The organism is Burkholderia sp. 22PA0106, from assembly GCF_047497155.1.
Taxonomy (GTDB): Bacteria; Pseudomonadota; Gammaproteobacteria; order Burkholderiales; family Burkholderiaceae; genus Burkholderia.
Genome location: NZ_CP163163.1, coordinates 1,918,946 through 1,942,223 on the forward strand (window position 1 = coordinate 1,918,946; position 23,278 = coordinate 1,942,223).

At 69.5% G+C, this 23,278-nt stretch carries 19 protein-coding genes; 9 read left to right on the forward strand and 10 right to left on the reverse strand.

Annotated features, from left to right (window positions below):
* Nucleotides 1-166: 166 nt before the first annotated feature.
* Both AB4850_RS23210 and AB4850_RS23215 read right to left on the reverse strand, forming a co-directional pair.
* On the reverse strand, nt 167-1,894 hold the full coding sequence (locus AB4850_RS23210) for a phage integrase family protein (RefSeq protein ID WP_414445320.1): 1,728 nt from the start codon (nt 1,892-1,894) through the stop codon (nt 167-169).
* 21 nt (nt 1,895-1,915) lie between these two features.
* Nucleotides 1,916-2,797, reverse strand: a complete 882-nt coding sequence (locus tag AB4850_RS23215; RefSeq protein ID WP_414445321.1) for an IclR family transcriptional regulator — start codon at nt 2,795-2,797, stop codon at nt 1,916-1,918.
* 71 nt (nt 2,798-2,868) lie between these two features.
* Between AB4850_RS23215 and AB4850_RS23220 the strand changes: the two genes are divergently transcribed.
* Nucleotides 2,869-4,008: an MFS transporter gene (locus tag AB4850_RS23220; protein ID WP_414445322.1), complete on the forward strand. Its 1,140-nt coding sequence runs from the start codon at nt 2,869-2,871 to the stop codon at nt 4,006-4,008.
* A 48-nt stretch (nt 4,009-4,056) separates the two neighbouring features.
* On the opposite strand, the gene AB4850_RS23225 is transcribed toward AB4850_RS23220, so the two are convergent.
* Nucleotides 4,057-4,257 (reverse strand): DUF1289 domain-containing protein, encoded by a 201-nt coding sequence (locus AB4850_RS23225; protein WP_414445323.1) that lies wholly within the window; start codon nt 4,255-4,257, stop codon nt 4,057-4,059.
* Between the two features lie 30 nt (nt 4,258-4,287).
* A complete protein-coding gene (locus AB4850_RS23230) occupies nt 4,288-5,403 on the reverse strand; it encodes a nickel/cobalt efflux transporter (RefSeq protein ID WP_414445324.1) in 1,116 nt (371 codons plus the stop codon).
* 69 nt (nt 5,404-5,472) lie between these two features.
* On the opposite strand from AB4850_RS23230, the gene AB4850_RS23235 reads away from it, so the two are divergent.
* The 6 genes from AB4850_RS23235 (at nt 5,473) to AB4850_RS23260 (ending at nt 11,245) form a co-directional block, all read left to right on the forward strand.
* The gene (locus tag AB4850_RS23235) at nt 5,473-5,742 is read left to right on the forward strand and encodes a metal/formaldehyde-sensitive transcriptional repressor (RefSeq protein WP_414445325.1); all 270 of its coding nucleotides are present in this window, start codon (nt 5,473-5,475) and stop codon (nt 5,740-5,742) included.
* 399 nt (nt 5,743-6,141) lie between these two features.
* A complete protein-coding gene (locus tag AB4850_RS23240; protein WP_414445326.1) occupies nt 6,142-7,284 on the forward strand; it encodes an RNA ligase RtcB family protein in 1,143 nt (380 codons plus the stop codon).
* Nucleotides 7,284-7,925 carry a peptide chain release factor H gene (prfH, locus tag AB4850_RS23245; RefSeq protein WP_414445327.1) on the forward strand — a complete coding sequence of 214 codons (642 nt, stop codon included), beginning with the start codon at nt 7,284-7,286 and terminating at the stop codon, nt 7,923-7,925. Before AB4850_RS23240 ends, prfH begins: the two co-directional genes overlap by 1 nt.
* A gap of 142 nt (nt 7,926-8,067) precedes the next feature.
* Complete coding sequence (locus AB4850_RS23250; protein WP_414445328.1) at nt 8,068-8,571, forward strand: hypothetical protein; 504 nt, start codon at nt 8,068-8,070, stop codon at nt 8,569-8,571.
* A 276-nt stretch (nt 8,572-8,847) separates the two neighbouring features.
* Nucleotides 8,848-9,717 carry a DJ-1/PfpI family protein gene (locus tag AB4850_RS23255; protein WP_414445329.1) on the forward strand — a complete coding sequence of 290 codons (870 nt, stop codon included), beginning with the start codon at nt 8,848-8,850 and terminating at the stop codon, nt 9,715-9,717.
* Nucleotides 9,718-10,399: 682 nt separating this feature from the next.
* Nucleotides 10,400-11,245 (forward strand): hypothetical protein, encoded by an 846-nt coding sequence (locus tag AB4850_RS23260; RefSeq protein WP_414445330.1) that lies wholly within the window; start codon nt 10,400-10,402, stop codon nt 11,243-11,245.
* A 289-nt stretch (nt 11,246-11,534) separates the two neighbouring features.
* Here AB4850_RS23260 and AB4850_RS23265 read toward each other — a convergent pair whose 3' ends face one another.
* The gene (locus AB4850_RS23265; RefSeq protein WP_414445331.1) at nt 11,535-12,506 is read right to left on the reverse strand and encodes a quinone oxidoreductase family protein; all 972 of its coding nucleotides are present in this window, start codon (nt 12,504-12,506) and stop codon (nt 11,535-11,537) included.
* Nucleotides 12,507-12,564: 58 nt separating this feature from the next.
* On the reverse strand, nt 12,565-12,816 hold the full coding sequence (locus AB4850_RS23270) for a hypothetical protein (protein ID WP_414445332.1): 252 nt from the start codon (nt 12,814-12,816) through the stop codon (nt 12,565-12,567).
* A gap of 113 nt (nt 12,817-12,929) precedes the next feature.
* Between AB4850_RS23270 and AB4850_RS23275 the strand changes: the two genes are divergently transcribed.
* On the forward strand, nt 12,930-13,730 hold the full coding sequence (locus AB4850_RS23275; protein ID WP_414445333.1) for an AraC family transcriptional regulator: 801 nt from the start codon (nt 12,930-12,932) through the stop codon (nt 13,728-13,730).
* Nucleotides 13,731-13,832: 102 nt separating this feature from the next.
* Here AB4850_RS23275 and AB4850_RS23280 read toward each other — a convergent pair whose 3' ends face one another.
* The 4 genes from AB4850_RS23280 to AB4850_RS23295 form a co-directional block, all read right to left on the reverse strand.
* On the reverse strand, nt 13,833-14,582 hold the full coding sequence (locus AB4850_RS23280) for an SDR family oxidoreductase (protein WP_414445334.1): 750 nt from the start codon (nt 14,580-14,582) through the stop codon (nt 13,833-13,835).
* 265 nt (nt 14,583-14,847) lie between these two features.
* Nucleotides 14,848-16,230, reverse strand: coding sequence for a virulence factor family protein (locus AB4850_RS23285; protein WP_414445335.1), 1,383 nt, complete (start codon nt 16,228-16,230; stop codon nt 14,848-14,850).
* Complete coding sequence (mprF, locus tag AB4850_RS23290) at nt 16,227-18,815, reverse strand: bifunctional lysylphosphatidylglycerol flippase/synthetase MprF (RefSeq protein ID WP_414445336.1); 2,589 nt, start codon at nt 18,813-18,815, stop codon at nt 16,227-16,229. Before mprF ends, AB4850_RS23285 begins: the two co-directional genes overlap by 4 nt.
* Before the next feature lie 529 nt (nt 18,816-19,344).
* Nucleotides 19,345-20,163: an FkbM family methyltransferase gene (locus AB4850_RS23295; RefSeq protein ID WP_414445337.1), complete on the reverse strand. Its 819-nt coding sequence runs from the start codon at nt 20,161-20,163 to the stop codon at nt 19,345-19,347.
* 541 nt (nt 20,164-20,704) lie between these two features.
* On the opposite strand from AB4850_RS23295, the gene AB4850_RS23300 reads away from it, so the two are divergent.
* Entirely contained in the window at nt 20,705-23,185 is a 2,481-nt protein-coding gene (locus AB4850_RS23300; RefSeq protein ID WP_414445338.1) for a DUF3772 domain-containing protein, read from the forward strand.
* Nucleotides 23,186-23,278 lie beyond the last annotated feature (93 nt).

The window sequence follows — 23,278 nt, forward strand, 5'->3', positions numbered from 1 at the left end:
CGGCATGCGTTGGCGGAAGTGTGCGAGACGGCGGGAATCGCGACGCATTTTACGCGTGCGCGGCACAACGAAGAAGTCGAAACAACGCGGATTGTCAGCTAAACACGTATCAATTTGCGACGGTGCGCCTGTCGGAGACGCGCCCGTTGACAAACTTACGCCGCGCTCACGATTTCGCGCCGAATGCGTCGGCCATCTGCTTGGCGCGCTTGACCTCGTCGCCGTGCAGATAGATGGAGGTGGTCGAGATCGACGCGTGGCGCAGGTTGTCACGCACCGTGGTCAGTTCCGCGCCGCGCGCGAGCGCGTGGGTGGCGTGCGTGTGGCGCATCCAGTGGGGGCTTGCGCGGCGCAGCTTGTCGGCGAGCGGCGGGTGATCGGCGGCGAACTGTTCGGACAGCTGCATGAAGAAGCGCTTGAGCACCTTCCAGAGCCGCACGCCGCTGATGCCGGCCTGCACGTCGCCGGCCAGGGCGCCGATCACGGGCGTGTCGGGCCGCCATTGCGTCGCGACCATCGACAGGCCGCGCTCGCCCGCGTAGCGCGTCAGCGCCTGCCAGGCCAGCGGCGGCAGCGCCACGCGCGCGGCCTTGCCGCCCTTGCCGACGAGGTGGATCCAGCGGTCGTCGCGCGCGTCGCTGCGGATCGCGCCGAGCGTCAGGCCCACCAGTTCGCTCGCGCGCAGGCCCGTGGCATACGAGAAATCGAGCAGGAAGCGCAGCCGCTGCGCGGCGGCCGGCTCCCAGCCGCCCGACCATTCGAGGCCGTCGGCGATCACCCGCACGATCTGCCATTCGCCGTCGCTGAACACGCGCGACGAGTCGAGCGCGGCCGAGCGTGCCCCGCCGCGCACCTTCACGCCCGAGAACGGATTCGCGAGCAGATAGCGCTGTTCGACGAGCCAGCGGAACAGCGCGCCGAGCACCGACAGCGCATGCGCGGCCGAGCGCGCCGACAACGCGCCCGTGAACGGCCGCCAGTCGGCGGCGCGGCGCGGGCGGATCGGGCCGGTCCAGCGCTCGGCCGGCTCGGGGCGGCGCAGGAACGCGCGGTAGGCGAGCGCGTCTTCGGTGGTCAGCGACGACAGCGCGCGGCCGCGTTCGACGATCGCCCACAGGATCAATCGTTCGGCCTCCTTGCGATAGGTGCGGCGCGTGGCCTCCGATTCGTGCAGCGAGAGCCAGGCCTGCACGGCGGTGTAATCGTTGTCGGCGTCGAGCGTGCAGGTCGCGCGCGGCGCGCGGAACGTGCCGGCCGTGCCGTCCACCTCGTGCGGCAGGCGCAGTTGCTCCCACGGCACGATCGCGGCCGGCGCGGCCGAGGCCACCAGCGCGCGGGCGCGTTCGGTCAGCGCCGGATGCGCGCGGAAGAACGCCTCGATATGGCGCGCGCTGGCCGGGCCGAGCCCGTCGATCGCCTTCCACCATTGGCGGCGGCGCGGAATGCGCACCGTCAGGTCGGCCAGCGTGGTGATGCCGTGCGCGCGCAGCGCCGCCACGGCGCGCGCGGGCAGCCAAAGGTCAACGTCGTCGCCGACGTGCGGCTCGGGCAAGCGGGCGTGACGCAGTTGCACGATCGCCTCGGCCACCGCGCGCGCCTGTTGCGTGCGCTCGGCCGGCGCATGCGCGAGCAGCTCGGCCAGATCGCGTCGCCCGGCTCGCGTGGCGGCCGCCACCAGACGGCGGCGGATCGCGCCGAGCACGCCGCGTGCCGAGCGGCCCTGGCCGAGCCGGTCGCCGAGATAACGCTCGGCCGCCGCGCGCACCGACATGCCCTCGTACCACGCACGCAGCATGGCCAGCTCGTCGGCATCGGGAAAGCCGGACGGAGCGGACGAAACGGACGCAGCGGGTGAATCGAGAGAGGGAGCGGCGGTCGGCGGATGGGCAGTCATGCGCGCGAGTGTGACATGAATTCAGCGCGCGGCGGCCGTGTGCATCAACGCTTCGATCTCGGACTTGCATTGCATCAGCGCCGACAGCAAGGCCTCGCGCTGGCGCTCGAAACGCAGCGCCGGCACGGCGATCGCGATCGCGTAATCGTCGGGCAGGCCGGTGCGCAGCCACACGCCGATGCCGCACACGCCCTCGGCGTGCTCCTGCGCATCGATGGCATGGCCGAGCTTGCGCACCCGCGCGAGATCCTTCAGCAAGGCATCGAGGCTGGCCAGCGTGGCACCGGTGCGCTTCGGCATGCCGGCGGCGAACAGCGCGGCGACGTCGCTGTCGCTGCGGCGCGCCAGCAAGGCCTTGCCGTGCGCCGTGCAATGCGCCGGAAACGCGGTGCCGACCGGCGACACCACGCGCAGCTCCTGGTTCGACACGGCCTGATCGACACTGATCGCGTGCTGCCCACGGAACTGGCACAGGTCGACCGTTTCGCGCGTGCGCTGGCTCAATGCCTCGACGTGCGGGCGCGCCACCGCCACCAGGTCGGTATGCGCCGATGCGGCCAGCCGCGCGAGCGCCGGCCCGAGCCGCACGCCGTCCGCGCCCGACATCACCATCTGCTGCGCCTCCAGCGCCGCGACGATGCGATACACGGTGCTGCGCGGCAGGTTCGCGCCCTGCGCGATCCGCGCCAGCGACAGCCCGCCCGTCTGCCCTTCGAGCGCGCGCAGCACTGCCGCCGCGCGCGCGATCACCTGCTTGCCGGCTGCGCCCTCGCCTTCGCCTTCATGCGTGTCTTGCGCCGCGTGACGATCGGGCTCGGCCGAAGCCGGATTCGACGCATGCGCGGCGGCGCGCGCACCGGCCGCGCCTTGACGACGCGGCGATGCCTTCTTATCCTGCTCCATATATCGAAACTATTGTCTCACTGAGTGGACATCGTAGAACAGGCGGCGAATGCCGTCAAGGATCGGACATCGTGAAACAAGCATTGGGAAAAGCCGGCGAAACCACGCTGCTGAGCGTGGCCTGCCTGACCATCATGGTGGGATGCGCGCTCGTGCCGGGCTTGCAGCGCGTGTCGCTGCAGCTCGGCCTGAGCGGGCTGGAGAGCTGGCTCGTGACGATGCCGTCGGTGGGCGTGGTGGTGCTCGGGCCGATCGCGGGCCGCATCGCCGATCGGATCGGCCTGCGCCGCGCGCTGTTGCTCGGCCTCGCGCTGTATGGCGCGCTCGGGCTGGGCGGCGCACTGCTGCACGGCCCATATGCCGTGCTGGGCAGCCGCTTCCTGCTCGGCGGCGCGACGGCGCTCGTGATGGCCACCGGCACCGGGTTGATCTCGGCGTTCTACGAGGACCGCCAGCGGCTCGCGATGATCGCGCGCCAGGGCATGGCGATCGAGCTCGGCGGCGTGGCGTTCCTGATGCTGGGCGGCTGGCTGGCCGTGCGCGGCTGGTGGTATCCGTTCCTGCAATACGCGGTGGCGTGGCTGCTGTTTGCCTGCGTGCTGCGGTTCGTGCCCGATGAACGCGGCGCGCCGCGCGAGCCGGACAGCGGCACGCCGCTGCCCGACGCGCTCAAGAGCGTCTATTGCGCGGCGTTGCTGTCGATGGCGTGCTTCTTCTCGGCCGTGATCGTGCTGCCGCTGCGCTTTCACGAGCTCGGCATCGGCGAAGCGGGCACCGGCTATTTTCTGGCGTTCGTGTCGCTGGTGGCGGTGGGCGTGGCGGCCGCGATGCCGCGTGTCAGTACGCGCCTCGGCGCACCCGCCACGCTGACGGCTGCGTTTCTCGCCTACGCCGTCGCGCACGGCGTGTTCGCCTGCGCCGCGTCGCTCGCACCGTTCGTGGCCGGCGCGGTGGCGCTCGGCACCGGCTTCGGCCTGTCGATTCCGCTCGTCAATCACATGACGGTCGAAGCCAGCCCGGCGAACCGGCGCGGGCGGGCGCTCGGCAACCTGTCGATGGCGATCTTCGCGGGGCAATGCCTGCCGTCGTTCATGCATTACACGCCGGGGCGCGGCGCACCGCTGTTCGTGGCGGCGGCCGGGCTGGCGTTGTTCGCGGCGGCGGGGTTGCCGCTCGTGCGGCGGGTGTTGAGTCCGGTGGCGCGGGGGTGATTCGGGCTGATGACACGGTTGGTTTGCGGCCGGTTCATCCCGCGCAACTCAATCCTCGCCCTTCGCCACCGCCACGCTGCGCCCCAGCTTCGCCTGCCGGCGCTTCCGCTCGTTGAGGATCTGATGACGGCGATGATCGGTCATGCCCTTCCAGGCCCGCGCCTCCTCGCGGGTGCGAAAGCACCCGGTGCACAAACCCGTCTTGCCGTCGAACGCGCAAAGCTCGATGCACGGTGATTTGACTGCCATGAGATCTTTCCGGAAAACGTCGAACTGCGTTCAGGCCAGCGTCGCAACGCCCTGATAGCCGAGATACAGGCCCACCAGCACGATCAGCCCGCCCGAAAAATACGGCGCCTGGCGCGCGAAGCCGCCAAAGCCGCTCCAGCGCTTCGACACATGCCTGACGCTCAACGCGGCCAGCGTGCCCGAGGCCACCATCGTCGCGGCCAGCCCGATGCTGAAGCACAGCACCAGCGCCGCGCCCAGCGTGAACTGCTTCAGTTGCAGGCACAGCAGCAGCACCGTGATCGACGCCGGGCACGGCACCAGCCCGCCCGTCAGGCCGAACATGACGATCTGCCCGGTCGTGACGCCGCCGCCCGCGAAGCGGCGCCGGATGTCGTTGGCGTGGGCGCGCTCGTGGGCATCCTGATAGCCGTCGGCCTGCATGTCGAGCCCGGCCGCGTGCGCGTGATCTTCGCCGAAGGCCACCGCGTAGCTGTGGCTATGGTTGCCGTGGCCGAGCCACAGCCGCGCCATGAACGCATGCGGCTCGGGAATCGCGTCGGCCGATTCGAGAAAACCGTCGCGCTGCACGAAACGGAACATCTGAGCGCTGCCGTCGGGCCGTGCGATTTCCACGGCCACCTGGCTCGCCGGCCACGCCTGCCCGCCCCGGCCGACATTGCGCAACCGGAAGCGCGGCGGCACGCCATCCTCGAAGATCTCGAGCCGCACCACGCCGTGGCCGGTGTCGATGAGCCGCGCCTCGTCATGGTGATGATCGTGGCCATGCGCGTGATCATCGTCGTGATGATGCGCATGCGCGGCGCGCTGCTCGCGCCAGGTGCGCCACAGCATCCACGCCGCGATCGCGATGATCATCACGGCCGAGGCGATCTGGAAATACGGCTCGGTCGCGTCGGCGCTCCAGTTGCGGCCGAAATAGAGGCCCGTCATGGCCACGGCCCACACCACGGCCGTGTGCGAGAGCGTCGCCGACAGCCCCAGCAGCACCGCCTGCCCGACCGTGCCGCGAATCGCGACGATGAACGCCGCCATCATCGTTTTAGAATGGCCGGGTTCGAGCCCGTGCAGCGCACCCAACAGGATCGCGCTGGGCACGAACAACCAGGCATTGCCCTGTTGCAGCAGGGTCGAGAATTCAGTCATTTCCACGTTCCAAGAGACTGGAGAACGGAGCGCAGTATACTCCCCCCCAGTATAAAAACACCCTCCGACATGCATACGATTCACGACAAACCGAAGTTGCTGGCCCGGGTCCGACGGATGCAGGGGCAACTGCGCGCGCTCGAAACCCAGCTCGATCAGGACGGCGATTGCGTGGCGATCCTCCAGCAGATCGCGGCGATCCGCGGCGCGGCGAACGGGCTGATGTCCTCGGTCATCGAGGGCCATATGCGCGAGCACGTCGTCAAGGAAACCGACGAGGCGCACCGCAGCGAGGAAGCCGAGGTCGTCATGCAGGTGATTCGCTCGTATCTGAAGTGAGTGAAGCGAGCGGCGATGCGTGCGCGCCACGCTGCGGCGAGGTGCGCTTGCCGGCCGAAAAGCGCGCGTGCTAGATTCAAGCCCTTCCGATCACCCCGACCTGCCAAGGAGAACCGCACCATGACGTCACGCCAGCTCTCCTCCCGTTGCGGGTCGTAACCGGGTCGATCGCGTCAAGCCGCCTTGCCGCTTCGCCGACATGACCTGTCGGCCAGCGCCAGGCAGCCCTCGCTTCCCGCCGTGCCATTCGCCATCCTGACGTTCCGGATTTCCGGGCCGTCGCGATAGGTCATGCACGGCGCGCCGCGCCGATATCCCCCTCTCGAATCGAGCCGCGCCTGCGTGCGCGTCGCCCGGTCCATGGCCCGCCGTTCTCTTTCTTCTCGAACGGAATCCCTCATGGGCACTCCCCTGCAAAAGCTGGCGGACGGCGTCACGTTGTGCGCGTCCCCGGCAACCTGGATCGAAGGCGAAGCGATCCGCCAACTGAAACACACGGCCGGCCTGCCGGGCATGCAGCGCGTCGCCGGCATGCCGGATCTGCATCCCGGGCGCGGCTATCCGGTCGGCGCGGCGTTCTTCTCGACGGGCCGGTTGTATCCGGCGCTGATCGGCGGCGACATCGGCTGCGGCATGGCGCTGTGGCAAACCGCGCTCGACGCGCGGCGCAGCAGCGTGACGAAGCTCGCGAACCAGCTTGGCTCAATCGACGGCCGGCTCGACGCGAGCTGGCAGCCGTTGCTCGCGGCGGCCGGCCTCGCCGATCACGGCTTCGCGGCCTCGCTCGGCACGATCGGCAGCGGCAATCATTTCGCGGAGCTGCAGAAGCTCGATGCAATCCACGACGAAGCCGCGCTGCGCGCGCTCGGCATCGCGCCGGAACGCCTGCTGCTGCTCGTGCACAGCGGCTCGCGCGGCTTCGGCCAGGCGATCCTCGAACGGCACACGCATGCGCACGGCCACGGCGGGCTCGACGACACCAGCGCCGATTGCGCCACGTATCTGGAACAGCACGATGCAGCGCTGCATTACGCGCGCATCAATCGCGAGCTGATCGCGCGGCGCATGCTGGCGCGCTGGCGCAGCGAGGGCGCACCGCTGCTCGACGTCCATCACAACTTCCTGAGCCACACCACGATCGGCGGCACGCCCGGCTGGCTGCACCGCAAGGGCGCGACGCCGGCCGACGCCGGGCCGGTCGTGATCCCCGGCTCGCGAGGCGACTACAGCTACCTCGTGCAACCGCTGCCGTGCGGTGACATCGGGCATCTCGATTCGCTCGCGCACGGCGCGGGCCGCAAGTGGGCGCGCGGCGACTGCCGGGGCCGGCTCGAAGCGCGCTTTTCGCCGTCGCAACTGACGCGCACGCGCCTCGGCAGCCAGGTGATCTGCGAGAACCGCGAACTGCTGTACGAGGAAGCGCCGCAGGCCTACAAGCCGATCGACAGCGTAGTGGACGCGCTCGAAGCGGCCGGCCTGGTGCGCCGTCTGGCGCGGCTCGCGCCGGTGCTGACCTACAAGACCGCCGGGGAGGGTTGCTGATGCTGCTTCATCTGACAGCCGCGCACGGCCCGCTCGAATGCCAGTTGGCGGTGGCGCATGCGCTGCGGCAATTGCAAAGCGAGGCCGACGCCGCACACGTGGCGTTGTCCGTGCTCGAGGACGTGCCGGGCGAACGCCCCGGCACGTTCCGCTCGGTGCTGGTCGAGTTGGGCGAACCGGACGGTGGACCGCACCGCAATGCCGCCGCCGACGCGCTCGCCGCGCGCTGGACCGGCACGTTGCAATGGATCTGCGCGAGTCCGTTTCGCGTACGGCATCCGCGCCGCAACTGGTTCATCGGCGTGGCGCGCTGCGCCGTCGCGCCGCCACCGCCCGACGGCGAGGTGCGCTTCGAGGCGATGCGTGCACGCGGCCCCGGCGGCCAGCACGTCAACAAGACGGCTTCGGCGATCCGTGCCACGCATCTGGCCAGCGGGATTGCCGTACGCGTGGAAAGCGAGCGCAGCCAGCACGCGAACCGGCGGCTCGCGCTGCAACTGCTCGGCTGGCGCTTGCAGCAGGAAGCCGAACAGCAGGCGCTGCGCGAACGCCGCGAGCGGCATCGGCAACATGGCGCGGTGGCGCGCGGCAACCCGGTGCGGGTGTTTCGGGGCGAGACGTTCGCGCCATCGGACGGTTGATCGCAGCCTGTGCGCGGCTTGCCGCTTGCCGCTTGCCGCTTGCCGCTTGCCGCTTGCCGCTTGCGGATCGTTTCATATCCCTGTGAAAACAGTTGACGGTTTCATTTCGAATCGCGGGCGACGCGTCTAAAATACGCGCGCCATGATCCGACTTCGCCATCTGCTAGCACAGCGTCTGACGCACCCGGCGGCGGCCTCGTTGCTGCTGCTGGTCGTCGTGTTCCGCCTGCTGCTTCCGCCCGGCCTGATGCTCGCCCCGAGCATCGGCGGGCGCGGCGTCGACCTGTCGATCTGCAGCGGGCACGGCGCGTTGTTCGGCGACGCGCCGACGCTCGGCGGCAACGGAAACGGCAGCCGCAGCGCCGATCCGGCCGCGCAGGCCGCCGAGGCCGATCTGGCCAAGGCGCTGGCCGGCTCGCCGCCGCACCCCGCACCGCACGCCAATACGCAACACGCGGGCGACCTGTGCCCGTTCAGTGCAGCACTCGCGATCGGCCTCGCCCCGACCTTGCCGCTGCCGGCCTATTGGCTGCGGCTGGCGACCGGCGCCCGCCGGCCGTTTCCGGCCGATGAGGCGCCCCCTTCCGCGAGCCCCGTTCATGGCTCGCTCGGCGCACGCGCGCCACCTCTCGTCACGCGCCATTAAGCCGATCGTACGGATAACGAATGTCTTTCCGCGTTCGCGCGTGTTGTCGCTCGCATAACACCGAGGGATTTCCGCATCCGTAGATTCCACGCCGATCACCGCGCGCGGGATCGCCGATCCGCTCGCTCCCCGCACTCCATTGCTTGCCAGCCGGCGCCCGCCTCGCGCGTGCCGAATGCGTGCGCGTGCCCGGCCATCGACATCGTGTCGATCGCCAACCGCACACGCCGTTGGCCGCCCTGCTTCGTTCCGACTTTCCATCCGGAGCCTTGTTTCATGACACATTCTTCCGCCTCACGCCGCGATTTCCTGACGCTGGGCACGCTGTGCCTGGCCGCCGCCGCCACGTCCGCCGGCCCCGCGCTCGCGAGCGAATCCGCAGCGCCCGCCATGCCCGCCGCCCCCGACGCCGCGGCACGCGACCACCTGCGCATGATGAACATGTTGCCGCCCGACGCACCGAAGGTCGCCATGCTGATCCACCCGCAGATGGTGGCGCTCGATCTGGTCGGCCCGTTGACCGTCTTCAAGGTCGCGCGCTTCGACACGCAACTCGTCGGCAAGACGCGCGACGCCGTATCGAGCGTCGAAGGCCTGCCGTTCGCGCCAACCCGCACATTCACCGAATGCCCGGCCGATGTCGATGTGCTGTTCGTGCCCGGCGGCATCATGGGCACCATCGACGCGATCAACGATCCGGCCACGCTCGATTTCCTGGCCTCGCGCGGGCGCACTGCAAAGTGGGTGACGAGCGTGTGCACCGGCGGCCTGCTGCTCGGCGCGGCCGGGCTGCTGCGCGGCTACGACGCCACGGCGCACTGGGCCGTGGCCGACCTGCTGCCGATCCTCGGCGCGCGGCATGTGGACCAGCGCGTCGTGACCGACCGCAACCGCATGACCGCGGGCGGCGTGACGGCCGGCGTGGATTTCGCGCTGACGCTGGTCGCGCAACTGAAGGGCGAGGAACTGGCGCGCCGCGCGGCGCTGACGATCGAATACGCGCCCGCGCCGCCGTTCCTGAACGGCACGCCCGAGCAGGCCGGCCCCGAGCGCACGCAAGCGATGCGCGACAGCCGCAAATGGATGGACGGGCAGGCGAAGCTGGCCGCGCAGGCTGCCGCGAAACGGCTCGGGATCGAGGCATGACGCCGCCTGTGATGTTCAACGTAACGTTGACGCTCGCCGCTGCGGCATCGCTGGCCGCCTTTGCCGTGTGCCGAACCCGCCGTCGACGGCGCAGGTGACGGTGTCGCATCAATTTTGAGGGTGGGCGGCTGGCTTCGACGCTCCGAAGCCAGCCGCCAGCCCCGCACCCTAGAACGGACGCTCATTGCTGCCCGCATGCGTCCCGTCCCGCCCCCTCCCGGCAACGTGCTCTTGCCGATCTATCACCCAAGCCTCCAGCGTCGCGTCGGGTGGAAATCGACCCAGCGAATGGGTGCGTGCTCCCCATCATTCCGCGCTGCGCTACACACGCAGCGAAGCCGCGCCGTACATCTCGCAGGCGTCCGCCCGTGAATGCGTGCTGGGTGATTTCCTGCCCGCGCGAACGTGCAAAGGTTTCCTGGAGCCTTGCCCAGTAAGCGTTCGACGCCACCCTCCCGCTGGCACAGAACTTGTGTGACCCACATGGATGACGATGCCGTCACGCGGCGGCGCCATCGAAAGGAGAACCAACATGCTCAGTGGGAAATCTTCGTCCGGCAAGGGGACAAAGCGCGGACGCGAACCAGCGAGCACCGCGCCAAGTTCAAGCACGCCCGCGACGCCAACGCCGGCGCCCGCGATCCCCTCTCCCACCACGCCGCACGGCAGACGCTTGAGTCAAGTGGATAACGCGCTGGGCAGCGGCAATCTCGGTGCGTTCAACCACACGGGGCCGCTGCGGGCGCCACTCGTCTCGATGGGCAAGGGCACGGCAACCACGCCGAAACAATTCCGCGACGACTCGGCGGCCTCGCCCGAGTTTCGGAAGGGCAAGCGCGGCAGGCACGAGATCTCCGCGACGGCGGAACGCAGCGCGATCCAGGGCAGGCCGGTGCCCGTCGCGGTCGCGGCCGCCGCGCGCACCAGCACCGGCCTATCACTGCTTCCCGGCCCCGACAACGAAATCGTCGCGCATACCGGGCTGTTCGAGTCCGGCCTGTCGACAACCGGTCAGGCCGACGCCCATCAACCGTTCCACGCCTTCCCGGCGATCCTCGCCGGCCAATCCGATCCGCACGTCGCGGCGGCACTCGCAAGCCAGACCGCGCTCGACGGGCTCACGACGCCGGCCGCGCTGCGCAGTTCCAAGCGTATGACCGGTGCGGTGTGGGTCGGCGGCAGCGGCTCGATCGAGGCGCCGGACGCGAATCGCGGACGCGACGACGGCTACGACAGCGATACCGAACGGGGCAAGGTAGTACGCCGCTTCAACGTCGGGCGGGAGCATCTGAAGGATTCGTTGACGGCGCTGCGCCATGCATCGCCCGCAGCAAGCGCGGCGACCCGGCCACCGAGCCCGGCACGCTCGCGCGGGGGCTCGGGGCTGCGGACGTCCGCTCGCAGCGTCACGTTGCCGAACGTGTCCGGAAAATCGGATTCGCAGACCGCCTTTGAACTGACGAATTTCGCGTTCGCGGGATTTCAATCGCTGAAATCGGGTGGCGACGACAGCTCGGGCACCGACTGACGTCGAGACGCACCGAAGGCAAGCGCGTACGTCGAACCCGGAGCGGACATTCGAGCTTATCCAGGCATCAGGTCAGATGGGCTGGCTCGGGGCGAGCCGCCGCTTGAACGTCAGTCACGCCGGGCACGTCCGCGCCAGCACCACGACCTTGCTTGCATGAGCGCTGGTGTAAGCAGCAACGACACCATGAATTCCTGACACACCATCGTATCGTTAAGATAACTTTTCTTATCGAAACGATACGATCACCCCATCAAACTGGCCGTTCCGAAATCACGCCACCCCGGCCTCAATCGATCGTGAACACCGTGCGCCGCCGGCTGTCCGTCTTGGCCCACGTCTCGCCGACCTGCGCCAGCGGCACCGCGTGCGCGTCGATCCGCAACCCTGCGCGCGGCGCGACGTCGAGCACCATGCGCAGCGCCTCGATCAGCATCGGCAGCGGCACGCTGCCGATCCCGCTGCCCATCAGCGTGATCGCGGTGGCGCGCAGCACGGCGGCCGGCAGCGAGATCTCGCTGCCGCCGATCGCACCGATCTGCACGTAGCGCAGCGCGGCCAGGTCGGGCAGCGCGCGCGCCGCCGCGCCGAGCAGCGCGTGGGCGCTCGGCCCCCACAGGTAGTCGAGCACGATGTCCACGCCGCCCGAGAACTGTTCGCGCAGCGCGGCGTCGAGCGCGTCGTCCTGGGTCAGCGGCACGATCACGTCGGCGCCGAGCGTGGTCAGTTCGGCCAGCGCGGTGGCGTCGCGCCCGGTGGCGATCACCTTGCCCGCGCCCAGATATTTCGCGAGCTGCACGGCGAGCCGCCCCGACGAGCCGGTGGCACCGTTGACGAGCACCGTCTCGCCGAACTGGAGCCGCGCGCGCTCCTTGAGCGCGGCCCACGACGACATGCCGGGGATCGCCAGCGCGGCGGCCGTCACGTCGTCGAGCGCGTCGGGCAGCGGCAGGCAATGCGCATCGATGGCGACGCTGCGCTCGGCCATCGCGCCATGCGGCGCGACCGGCGCAAAGAAGTAGACGCGCCGGCCGTCGGCGTCCTCGCCCACGCCATCGATGCCGGGCACGAACGGCATGAACGCCCCGCCCTGGCCCGCCGCCTCCGACGTGTAATGCACGCCCGCCGCGCGCGAACGCGTGACATGGCTCAGGGCGGCGGCGCGCACGCGAATCTCGCGGCTGCCGGCGGCGGCGCGCGGTGCGTCGAAATCGCCGTATACCGGCGCCTGGCCGGCCGATTTCACGATCGCTGCTTTCATGGGTTTTCTCCGTGGATATCCGGTTGGGGGTGGCGCGCTGCGTTCGATGGATCGACGCTCACTGTGCGCCGATCCAGGCACGCAAGGCGGGGTCGCGCACTTCCAGCACCTCGAACAGGCCGAGTGCGCGCAGCGCCGGCAGCGCGGCCAGGATGTCCGCCCGCGCCTCGGCGCGCGCCTGAGGCGTCGCATCGGGCGTGCCCAGCACGCGCGCATTGAAGAGAAACGCGCCCACCGTGCCCTTGCGCACGGTCACGCCGTTCAGATCGGCCTGGTTCTGCCCGTCGGGCAGCAGTTGTTCCGCTCGCATCGTGATTCTCCTTGGGCAGTCGCCGCGCGACGCCGGTTTCGATAGAAACCAGTTTATCGAGATAGAATCGGCCCAACTCCCTCATGCAAGCCATTCGATACGGAATTTCGGCCATGCTCGATCCGCTGCTGCCCCCACCACTCGTACTCCAGTCAGGCGGACCGTTAGTTGCGGCTGCTGAATTGACGCAGTCAGCGGCACGCGAAACGGACGTGCACCGGCACCCGCGCGGCCAGTTGATCGGCGCGTTGAGCGGGCTGCTGTCGGTGGGATTGGAGGCGCAGCAGTGGGTCGTGCCGGCCACCCATGCGATCTGGGTGCCGCCCCACCACTGGCATTCGCTGCGCTCGCACGGCCCGTTCTCGGGCTGGAGCGTGTTCGTCGAGGAAGCGGCGGCGCGCGCGGCGTTGCCGGCCGAGCCGCGCGCGATCCGCACCAACCCGCTGCTGCGCGAGGCGGTGCGGCGTGCGGCAAGCTGGCCGGGCGGCTCGCACGATGCCGACGAGACGCGCATCGCCGAGCTGATCGTGGCGGAAATCGCGGCCTCGCCGGCGCAGGCGCTGGGCCTGCCGAAGCCGAGCGATCGGCGCCTGGCGCGGATCGCCGATGCGCTGGCGGCCGACCTGGCCGACCATCGCGGCGCGGCCGATTGGGCGCACTGGGCCGGCATCGCGCCGCGCACGCTGAGCCGGCGCTTCGCGGCGGAAACCGGCATGAGCTTCGCGCAATGGCGCCAGCAGGCGCGCGTGCTGCGCGCGCTCGAACGGCTCGCGGCCGGCGCGCCGGTCACGACCATCGCGCTGGAACTCGGCTACGACAACGTCAGCGCGTTCATCGAGATGTTCCGCCGCACGCTCGGCGTGACGCCGGGGCGCTACGCGGCGGATTTGCCGGTGCGGGCGGCGGGTGGGTGAAGCGGGGTTGAATCGACTGTCGAGCTGTCGAGCCGTGAGCCGTATAGCTATCGAGAAGTCAGCCGCTCAACCGTCAGGCGAAGGCCGCACGCCCCCGTGCCCTCAAAACTCCTGCCGCGTCGGCCGGAACACCACTTCGTTGATATCCACGTCCTCAGGCGCGCCGATCACATAGGCCACCAGATTCGCGAACGATTCGGCCGGCAGCGCGATGCCGTAGAACTCGCGCACGGCCGCCGCGATGTCGGCCTCGGTGATGCTGTCGGGCAGTTCGGTGTCGATCGCGCCGGGCGAGATCACCGTGGTACGGATGCCGTACGGCTTCACTTCCTGGCGCAGCCCTTCCGACAGCATCCGCACCGCCGCCTTGGTGGCCGCATACACGGCACTGCCCGGGCGCACCTTGTGCGCCGCCACCGACGCCACGTTGATCAGGTGTCCCGATTTCTGCGCCTGCATGTGCGGCAGCGCGGCGGCGATGCCGTACAGCACGCCCTTCAGGTTCACGTCGATCATGCGGTCCCAGTCGTCGGTCTTGCCGCGCTCCAGCGGCGAATGCGGCATCAGCCCGGCGTTGTTGATCAGCACGTCGATGCGGCCGAAGCTGGCCACGGCGGTATCCACCAGCCGCTGCACCTCGTCGCGTTGCGTCACGTCGGTGGCCACCGCCAGCGCCTCGGCGCCGTGCGCCTTCAGCTCGGCCACCAGCGCGTCGAGCCGCTCGATGCGGCGCGCGCCGAGCACGATGCGGGCGCCGTCGGCGGCGAGCCGGCGCGCGGCGGCTTCGCCGAGCCCGCTGCTCGCGCCGGTGATGACGACGACTTTGTTGTGGATCTGCGTGGGCGTGGACATGATCGATTCTCCGGTTGGGCGGGCGGCGGCAGAATGCGCGCGGCCCGCGTGGACGTCAGCCGGGGAATGTAGCAAAGGCAGCCGCGCCGCGTGAAGCCCGCCAGCCGTGCACGGGCTCGTGAGCGCGGTTCAGCAATCGGGGCGACGAAAGGAAAACATGAAGCAAAATGCGGCGAAATCCCTAAACGAAAACGGCGGCGCAAGCCCGAAGGCCCGCGCCGCCGTGATTCGGCGATCAACGCATGATCAACGCCCCGTCAACCTCTCAACGCGCGCCGATATTCTTCCTGAACGCCGCCAGGATGCGCCGCTCCAGCGACAGGTAATCGCCACCGAAATGGTGATCGCCGCCGGTCTTGACGACCTCCGCACCCGTGCCGGCCAACGCCGGGCACAGCGTTTCCTTCTCGGTCGCGCCGTAGAAGCACTGCACCTGCTTGGCCGGCAGCTTGTCGAATTCCGGACGCACCTTCAGTGCCTGATCGCTGGCCGGCATGCCGAGCCAGCCGGTCACGCGAATCTGGAAATCGGCCGTCGGCGCGAAGCCGAGCAGCGACATCACGGCCACCTTCTCCTGCAGCGCCGGCGGCAGCCGGTTGTAGGCAAATGGGATCACGTCGGCGCCGAACGAATAGCCGATCAGCGCGACATGCGACGCATGCCAGCGCGCCATGTAGGTCTGCATCACGCGCGCCAGATCGTGGCTGGTCTGCGCCGGCGTTTTCTCGCTCCAGAAATAGCGCAGGCTGTCGATGCCGACCACCGACACGCCATCCTTCTGCAAGGCCTCGGCGATCGTCTTGTCGAGATCGCGCCAGCCGCCGTCGCCGGAAATCACGATCGCCAGCAGGTTGCCGTCGGCCGACGCGGCGCTGCCCGGCTTGGCCGGCAACTCCACGAGCGGCAGGTCGGATACGTCGAGCTCGTCGGCCGTGCCGTCGCGCAGGTGCGGCGCGAGCAGCGCGACCAGCTTCGATGCATCGCCGGTGGCGGCCGTGTCGACGAAGCCCGGCGTCTTGCGGCGGCTGACCGTCGGGTCCGGCGGGCACATCTTGAAGCGCGGATCGAGCGTCGCGGCCGGCGCCACCGTGACCGCGCCGGAGATGGTGTTCTCGGGCGCCTGCGCGAGCACCTGCCGCGCGAGCGCGCCGCCCTGCCCGATGCCGGCCACGATCGGCGCGTAGTAGCGCGAGGTCTTGATCTGCCGTTCGAGCTGGTGGCTGACCGCTTCCGCGTCGCCCACCAGTTGATGGCAGCTTTCCTTGGTCTTGGCCAGATTGGCCGCGTAGCGCGCGGTATCCACGCCCACCGTCAGCGCGCCGGCCTTGGCCAGCACGGCGGCCGTGTTCTGGTCGTCGGCGCTCCAGCCGCCGGCCGCCGAATACAGCACCACGAAGCCGTGGATCTCGCCCTCGGGCTTCACGACGATCACGTCGCCGTAGCGCCCGCCCGGCAGGCGGCTCGGCACGCCGGCCTCGCCGATCACGGCCGAGGCGGGATGCGCCGCACTGGCGGCGCCGGCATGCGCCGCACTTGCCGCATTCGTTTTAGCGGCCGGTTTGGCGGTTTCCGCCGCATGGGCGCCGCTTGCCTGGACAAGAACGAACGCCGCCGAGATGGCCAATCGGCCCCAATGATTCCACTTCATGAACGCCGACCTCCTGCCAGCAAAGACAAATCGGCAAGCGTCACGAAAACGCCGACCGAACCGGAAGCCGCGAGATAGCGCGGCTCCCATTGCGGCTCGAACTTGCTCTTGAACGCGCGCAAGCCGCGGAAATTGTAGAAACGCCCGCCGAAGCGCCACACCACCCGGCCGAGCCGGTGCCACAGCGACGACATCGGCGCGGTGCCCATCCCCGAGAACGGCGCCATGCCGAGGCTCAGGCGGCGGAACCCGGCTTCCTTCAGATGCAGCGCGAGCTGCGTGAACAGGTATTCCATCGCGTACGGCGAGGCCTCGGGCACGTGGCGCATGACGCCGACGGTGGCGTCGGTGTTCAGGTCGGTGGTCATGAACGTGACGAACGCGACCGGCTCGCCGCCCTGGCGCACCAGCATCACCGATTGGGTGGCCAGATAGCCGTCGTGAAACGCGGCCACCGAGAAGCTCTTCTCGCGCGCGTCGCGGCTGTCGAGCCAGTCGTCGGAGATTTCGCGCAGCACCGGCAGCATGCCCGGCACCGCCTGCGGCTCGATCACCTCGACCGACATCGCTTCGCGGTCGCCGCGCTTGAGCGCATAGCGCAGATGCGAGCGGTTCGAGCCCTTGAGGTCGAACGCCTCCAGCGCGATATGCGCCTCCTCGCCGAGCTTGACGAGCGTGAGGCCGGCATCGAGATAGAGCGGCAGCCCCTCGGCGCGCACCTGATAGAACGCGGCGCGCCCGCCATGGGTGTGCGCGCGCAGGATCAGTTCGTTGATGAGCCCGGCCCATTCGTGGCGCGGCCCGACCGGATCGTAGAGCGCGGCCCAGGTGCGGCCGTGCTTCGCGTACATCAGGAACGCCTCGCGCGACGGAGAGAACAGGAAGCTCTTGTCGCCCATCAGCGCGAGACCCACGTCGCTGCGCTCCTGGGCGCGGATGATGCGCGCCGCGTCGGCCAGATCCTGCGGCTCGGGCACCACGAAGCGTCCCGCGGCCGGGCGCAGCATCTGCCAAAGCGAGGCCATCGCCGCGAACACGCCGGCCGCCAGCGTGGCGCGCAAGGCCCGCGAGGCGCGCTCGTCGAACGCGAACTGCGACCAGATTTCCTGCGAATAGGGAATGTCGCGAAACGCGAACAGCAGCACCCAGACGGCCAGGATCAGCACCATCGCCACCGACACGAACCAGCCGATCGTAAACGGCTCGGCGAACAGCGACGAATGACGGTTGAAGCGGCGCCGGGACACCAGCAGCAACAGCAGCAGCGCGCCGAGCACGCCCGCCTCGACGAACGCCAGCCCCTTCGAGAACGACAGCGCGAGGCTGATCAGCGTCAGGACGAACGTGATCCACCAGGCCGCGTCGAGCCGGCGCAGCAGCCCGCGCGCGACGAACAGCAGCGACACGCCGAGCACGCTGCACAGCACCTGCGAGCCTTCCATGACCCACAGCGGCACCACCCCGCGCAGCACCGCGATGCGCTGCCAGAACGCGGGCGTGGCGCCCGAGATCACCAGCATGCCGCCCACCGCGAACGTCACGAGGCTCAGGAACAGCGGCGCGAGTTGCGAGACCTGCGCGGCCTGCGTCGAGACGAAGCGCTGGCTGACCGCGCGCCCCTCGAACACGGCCAGCAGGCCGGCCGACAGCGCCAGCGGCACGCCGAAATAGATCGCCCGATAGGCCAGCAGCGCGGCCAGCATCGAGGTGGGCGGCACGGCGCTGCCGAGCGTGAACGCCATGGCGGCCTCGAACACGCCGATGCCGCCCGGCGTATGGCCGATCATGCCGAGCAGCAGCGCGCCCGAATAGACGGTGATGAACGTGACGAAGCCGATATGGCCGTGCGGCAGCAGCGCCCACAGCGCGAGGCCGGCCGCCACCACGTCGACGGCGGCGAACACGAGCTGGGCGACCAGGTCGCGCCGCGCGGGAATGTCGAACGAGAGCCAGCTCCAGCGCGAGCGCACCTCGCGCGGCTCGCGCCCGCAGAACGCCACCAGCCCGGCCAGCGCCACCAGGATCAGCGCGCCGATCACGGTCAGCCAGTCGGCCGGCACCGGCAGCATCGAGGCCAGCGGCCCGGAGCCGCCGACCATGCCGAGCGCGGTCATGCCGACGATGCCGAGCATCAGCGTGCCGCCCATGAACACGGTCATGCGGCCGATCTGCGCGGTGGTGACGCCCGAGGGGCCGTAGACGCGCACCCGCACCGCGCCGCCGGTCAGCGCGCCGAAGCCGGTGGCGTTGCCGAGCGCGGTGCCGGCGATGGTGCCGATCCACAGCGAGACGCGCGGCACCTTGGCGCCCACGTAGCGCAGGCCGATCCAGTCGCGCGCCACCAGCGCGGCGTAGCTGAGGGCGGTCGCGCCGAGCGCACCGGCCCACTCGCCGGCCGTGAGGGCGCGCAGATGCCGGATCACCGAGCGGTAGTCGACGGTCTCCGACAGATGCTGGAACACGAACAGCAGGGCAATGCCGATGCCGAGCGCAAGCAACGGCGAAACGAGCCGATCGAGCCGCAAAGTCTGGCGGGCGCGCGCAAAACCGGCCGTCGCGCGCCGCGGTAAATCACTGAAGGACATGAATCAGAAGTGTCAGGCTGGAACCCGTCGCGAGTGTGGCGCTACCGAAGCGATCGTCGTCATGCGCCTGCGTACCCGAACGCAGGCTGCATCGACCGCCGTGGCGGACTGGGCGGAATCAGGGCCGCCGAGTGTACCGGAGCGATATTACAAAACCTTTCGTACAACCGCGGGAAACCCGTGCATGCCCGGCGATCCGCCCTGGCGCGCCGCCCCGTATCGGCCGGACGTGATTCGCACCGGCCGGCGCATGATACTGGAAAAGCCCTCGCAAAACGGTAGCGAAAACTACGTAAAGGCAAGCCCCTAGCGGCTTTTCACGATTCGCGCGAGGTTCGACACGGTCCGGACACAACTGCTTCGGGGTCCGGACCATTCGGCAATTCGCAGGATGCCTAAAAATGCGCGGTTGCGGTGCCTCCTTACCAAAATATTTACGAATCACAACGTTTTTATTTCAATTCGACACACATGCAGCAATTTCGAAAGCCGAGCATCCGCCGCACGGGCAAACGGTGTACCCGAACCGTCAACTGATGAACACCACGCCCTCGCCCACCTGCAGGTGCGCCGACACCGGATCGTCGCGGTGCACGGCGATCAGGTTCAGCCCGGCCGGCACGCAGCGGTAGCCGAACTCGGCCAGGAACTGCTCGACCTGGGTCGAATCGGTCTTCAGCACCTCGACGGTCAACATCGGCTTGCAGCGGCGCAGCGTGTCGCGCGCACCGGTCAGCGCCTCGATCTCCATGCCCTCGATGTCGAGCTTGATCAGGTCCACGCGCGGCAGGTTCAGCGAATCGAGGCTGACCATCGGCACCGTGGAGCCCGAGGCGGTGTCGTAGGCGATCGTCTGGCCGATGAATTCGCCGTTCTCGCGCGGGCGCAGCTCCAGGCTGCCGAAGCTCGCGTGCGCGAGGTAATCGGGTTGCGGCACGCTCAGTTCGCCGCAACGCTCGCCGAGCGCGGCCAGCTTGGCGCGCGCGTTCAGGCAGTTGTTCAGCGCGATGTTGCCGGCCAGCGCGTAGAACACCACTTCCTGCGCCTCGAAACTGAGCACCCGCCCCCAGCCGTGCATGTGGCGCGCCCATTCGAGCGTATGCACGCCGATGTTCGCGCCGCCGTCGATCGCCACCACGCCGTCGCCGTGCAGTTCGTGGCGGCGCGTCAGCATCGCCAGCACGAAGTCGATCTCGCTCGCGTCGAAGCAGGCGTTCTCCAGCAACTGATGGCCGACGCCGTAGCGAAAGCCGGTGGTCGTGGTGTTGTGGTCGTGACGGTTCACGATCATCGTGCCGTGATTCGTCGCGGTGAGGACAAAGGCGATAGGACGCTTTGGAAAAGTCATGTCGGTGCCTCGGAATCTCGATGGAATTGTTGTGGGTCTCGCAGCGGCTGGCGGGTCGCGCCAAACAGGCCAAACAGACCACGCAGGCACGCCGAACCGGTGCGCGGATTGTCAACCAGAACCGGCCGCGATGACCAGCGGGTCAGTCCCGATCCCGCCACAGCGGCAGGGCGGGCGCGACGCCGCGCCGAGCCCGGCCGGCATCGCGCAAAACCGCGCCGGGCCTGGCTTTGGCGGCCTCGCCCGGGGGCCGTGCGAGGCCGGCCGCGGTGTGTAACGCGAGTAACGATCTGTGACGCTGCGCAACGCGCCGGGCGGCGGCCGATGGCGCGTGCGGCCCCGCCCCGCGCGGCTGGTGCGGAACGGGCCGCCCTCCAGGCCCGGGCGCACCCGATACGGCGCCGTTGCATGCGCGCCCACAGCGGCGGCCGCAGCCGGTAACATCTCGTTCCCGCGCTTCCCGGCACGCGGGCGGCCCGGCCTTCGCCGCACGGCCTCCGCTGCACGGCCTCCGCCGCACTCGCCGAACAAAAGGTTTTCCATGCCGTTGACCGCCCGACTGGCGCGCGCATTCGCGCCGCTGCTGTGGATGCTCTGTCTCGCCGCCCCGCTCGCGCCGGACGCCTTCGCGCAGCCGATCGTCGCCTCCGCCGCCAGCGCCACCGCCGCGCCGCCGGCGATCTCCTACGCCGACGCCGCCGCCACGCTCAAGCAATTGCAATCCGAGCAGGACCGCATCAAGCAGCAGACCTCGGCCGCCATCAGCAGCCAGCAGCTCGACACGCTCGACGGCGCGGCCGAACAACTGAGCACCGACGTCGACAAGCTGATCGACGCGCTCACCCCGCAGCGCGCGCAGGTGCAGGCGCAGCTCGACGTGCTCGGCCCCGCGCCCGCGGCCGGCTCGCCGCCCGAAACACCGGCCGTGGCGCGCCAGCGCGCCGACCTGACCACGCGCCGCGGCCAGTTCGACGCGCTGCTCAAGCAGGCCGCCTCGGAACGCGACGACCTCGCCAACCTGAATCAGCAATACGCGAAACTGCGGCGCGGACTGTTGCGCAACCAGCTCGCGCTGCGCTCTGGCAGCCTGTTCGGGCCGAGCTTCTGGGCGCCGTTCGGCAAGCCGCTGCCCGACGACCGCGACAAGCTGCAAGGCTTCTTCGGCCAGATCAGCGCGCAGTGCGCGTTCGCCTGGGAGCCGGGCCGGCGGCTCGGCACGCTGCTGCTGCTGGGCCTCGCGCTGGCGATCTGGAGCGGCGGGCGACGCCTGCTCGAACACGGCTTCGCGTGGTTCAGCCTGAACCGCCTGCCCGAGACGCGGCTGCGCCGCAGCGCGCTGGCGCTCGGCACCGCGCTGGCCACCGTAATCGCCACCGGCGTGGCGGTGCAATTGCTGTACGTGGCGATCACGCGCGGCGATCCGCTGACCCCGGCGCTCGACGATTTCGCCGCCAAGTTCAGCGAGCTGGCGATGACCTGCGCGCTGATCGCCGGGCTCGGCCGCGCGCTGCTCTGCACGCGCCATTCGAGCTGGCGGCTGCCGGCGATCGCCGACCCGGTCGCGCTCGCGATGCGGCGCTTCCCGACCGTGCTCGCCGCGCTGCTGCTGATCTCCGGCACGCTCGAACAGATGAACCGGATCGCCGACACCAGCCTGCAGGTCACGCTGTTCGGGCGCGGGGTGGTGGCGCTGGTGGTGGCGCTGACGATCGGCGCGACGCTGCTGCGCGCCAACCGCGCGCGCGCCGAACTGGCCGCCGCCGGCGAGCAGCCCGAGGCGCGCTCGACGCTGGCCGGGATGATCCATGCCGCCGTGTCGCTGGCGGTGATCGCCTCGCTGGCCGCGTTGCTGATCGGCTATATCACCGTGGCGCGCTTCATCACCTACGAACTCGTGTGGTTCGAGATCGTGCTGTGCAGCTTCTACGTGCTCACGCAACTGACGCGCGACGTCTGCGCGAGCCTGTTCTCGGCACAGCATCGCAGCGGCGTCACCATCAAGAACCTGTTCGGGCTCGACGACAGCCATCTCGACCAGGCCTCGACGCTGCTGTCGGGCGTGGGCGTGGCGCTGCTGGTGCTGGTGGCGGCGCTGTCGCTGCTGACGGGCGGCTTCGGCACCACGCCGAGCGACCTGTTCGACAGCCTGCTGACGATGCTCGGCGGCACCAAGTTGCGCAGCCTGAACATCGTGCCGGACCGCATCGTCAACGCGGTGGTGGCGGTGGCCGTGGGCTTCTGGCTGTTGCGCTCGGTGCGGCGCTGGCTCGACAACGAATTCCTGCCGACGCTCGGCATGGATCCGGGCATGCGCGCCTCGCTCGTCACGCTGTTCAGCAACCTCGGCTACGTGCTGCTGGTGCTGATGACGCTGTCGCTGCTCGGCGTGCAGTGGAGCAGCCTCGCGTGGATCGTCTCGGCGCTGTCGGTGGGGATCGGCTTCGGCCTGCAGGAGATCGTCAAGAACTTCGTGTCGGGGCTGATCCTGCTGACCGAGCGGCCGGTCAAGGTGGGCGACATGGTCAGCATCAGCGGCGTGGAAGGCGACATCCGCCGCATCAACGTGCGCGCCACCGAGATCCAGCTCACCGACCGCTCCACCGTGATCGTGCCGAACTCGCAACTGATCTCGCAGAACCTGCGCAACGTGACGATGGGCAACAGCAACCTGGGCGTGGCCACGCTGATGCTGACGTTCCCGCTGAACACCGACCCCGAACAGGTGCGCGACCTGCTGCTGCACGCCTTCGAGGCGCATCCGGGCGTGCTCGACAAGCCCGCGCCGTCGGTCACGTTCAGCCAGTTGACGCCCGACGGCATCACGCTCAGCGTGACCGGCTACGTCAGCAGCCCGCGCGTCACCTCGACCATCAAGAGCGACCTGCTGTTCGAGATCCTCAAGCAGTTGCGCGCGGCCGGCATCACGCTGGCCAGCCCGCAGATGCTGATGATCCAGAACCCGCCGGACGGCTCGGTCGCCGCTCGCCTGCCCGTGCAGCCGGGCAGCGGCGAGCGCCCGTAGGCGCTTCTCGCACGGCGCGCAGGCCCTGTCATACCGGGTTTCCGGCCGATCGTTACGGGTTCGTCATCAACGGTTGCAATCCTTTACGGCGTG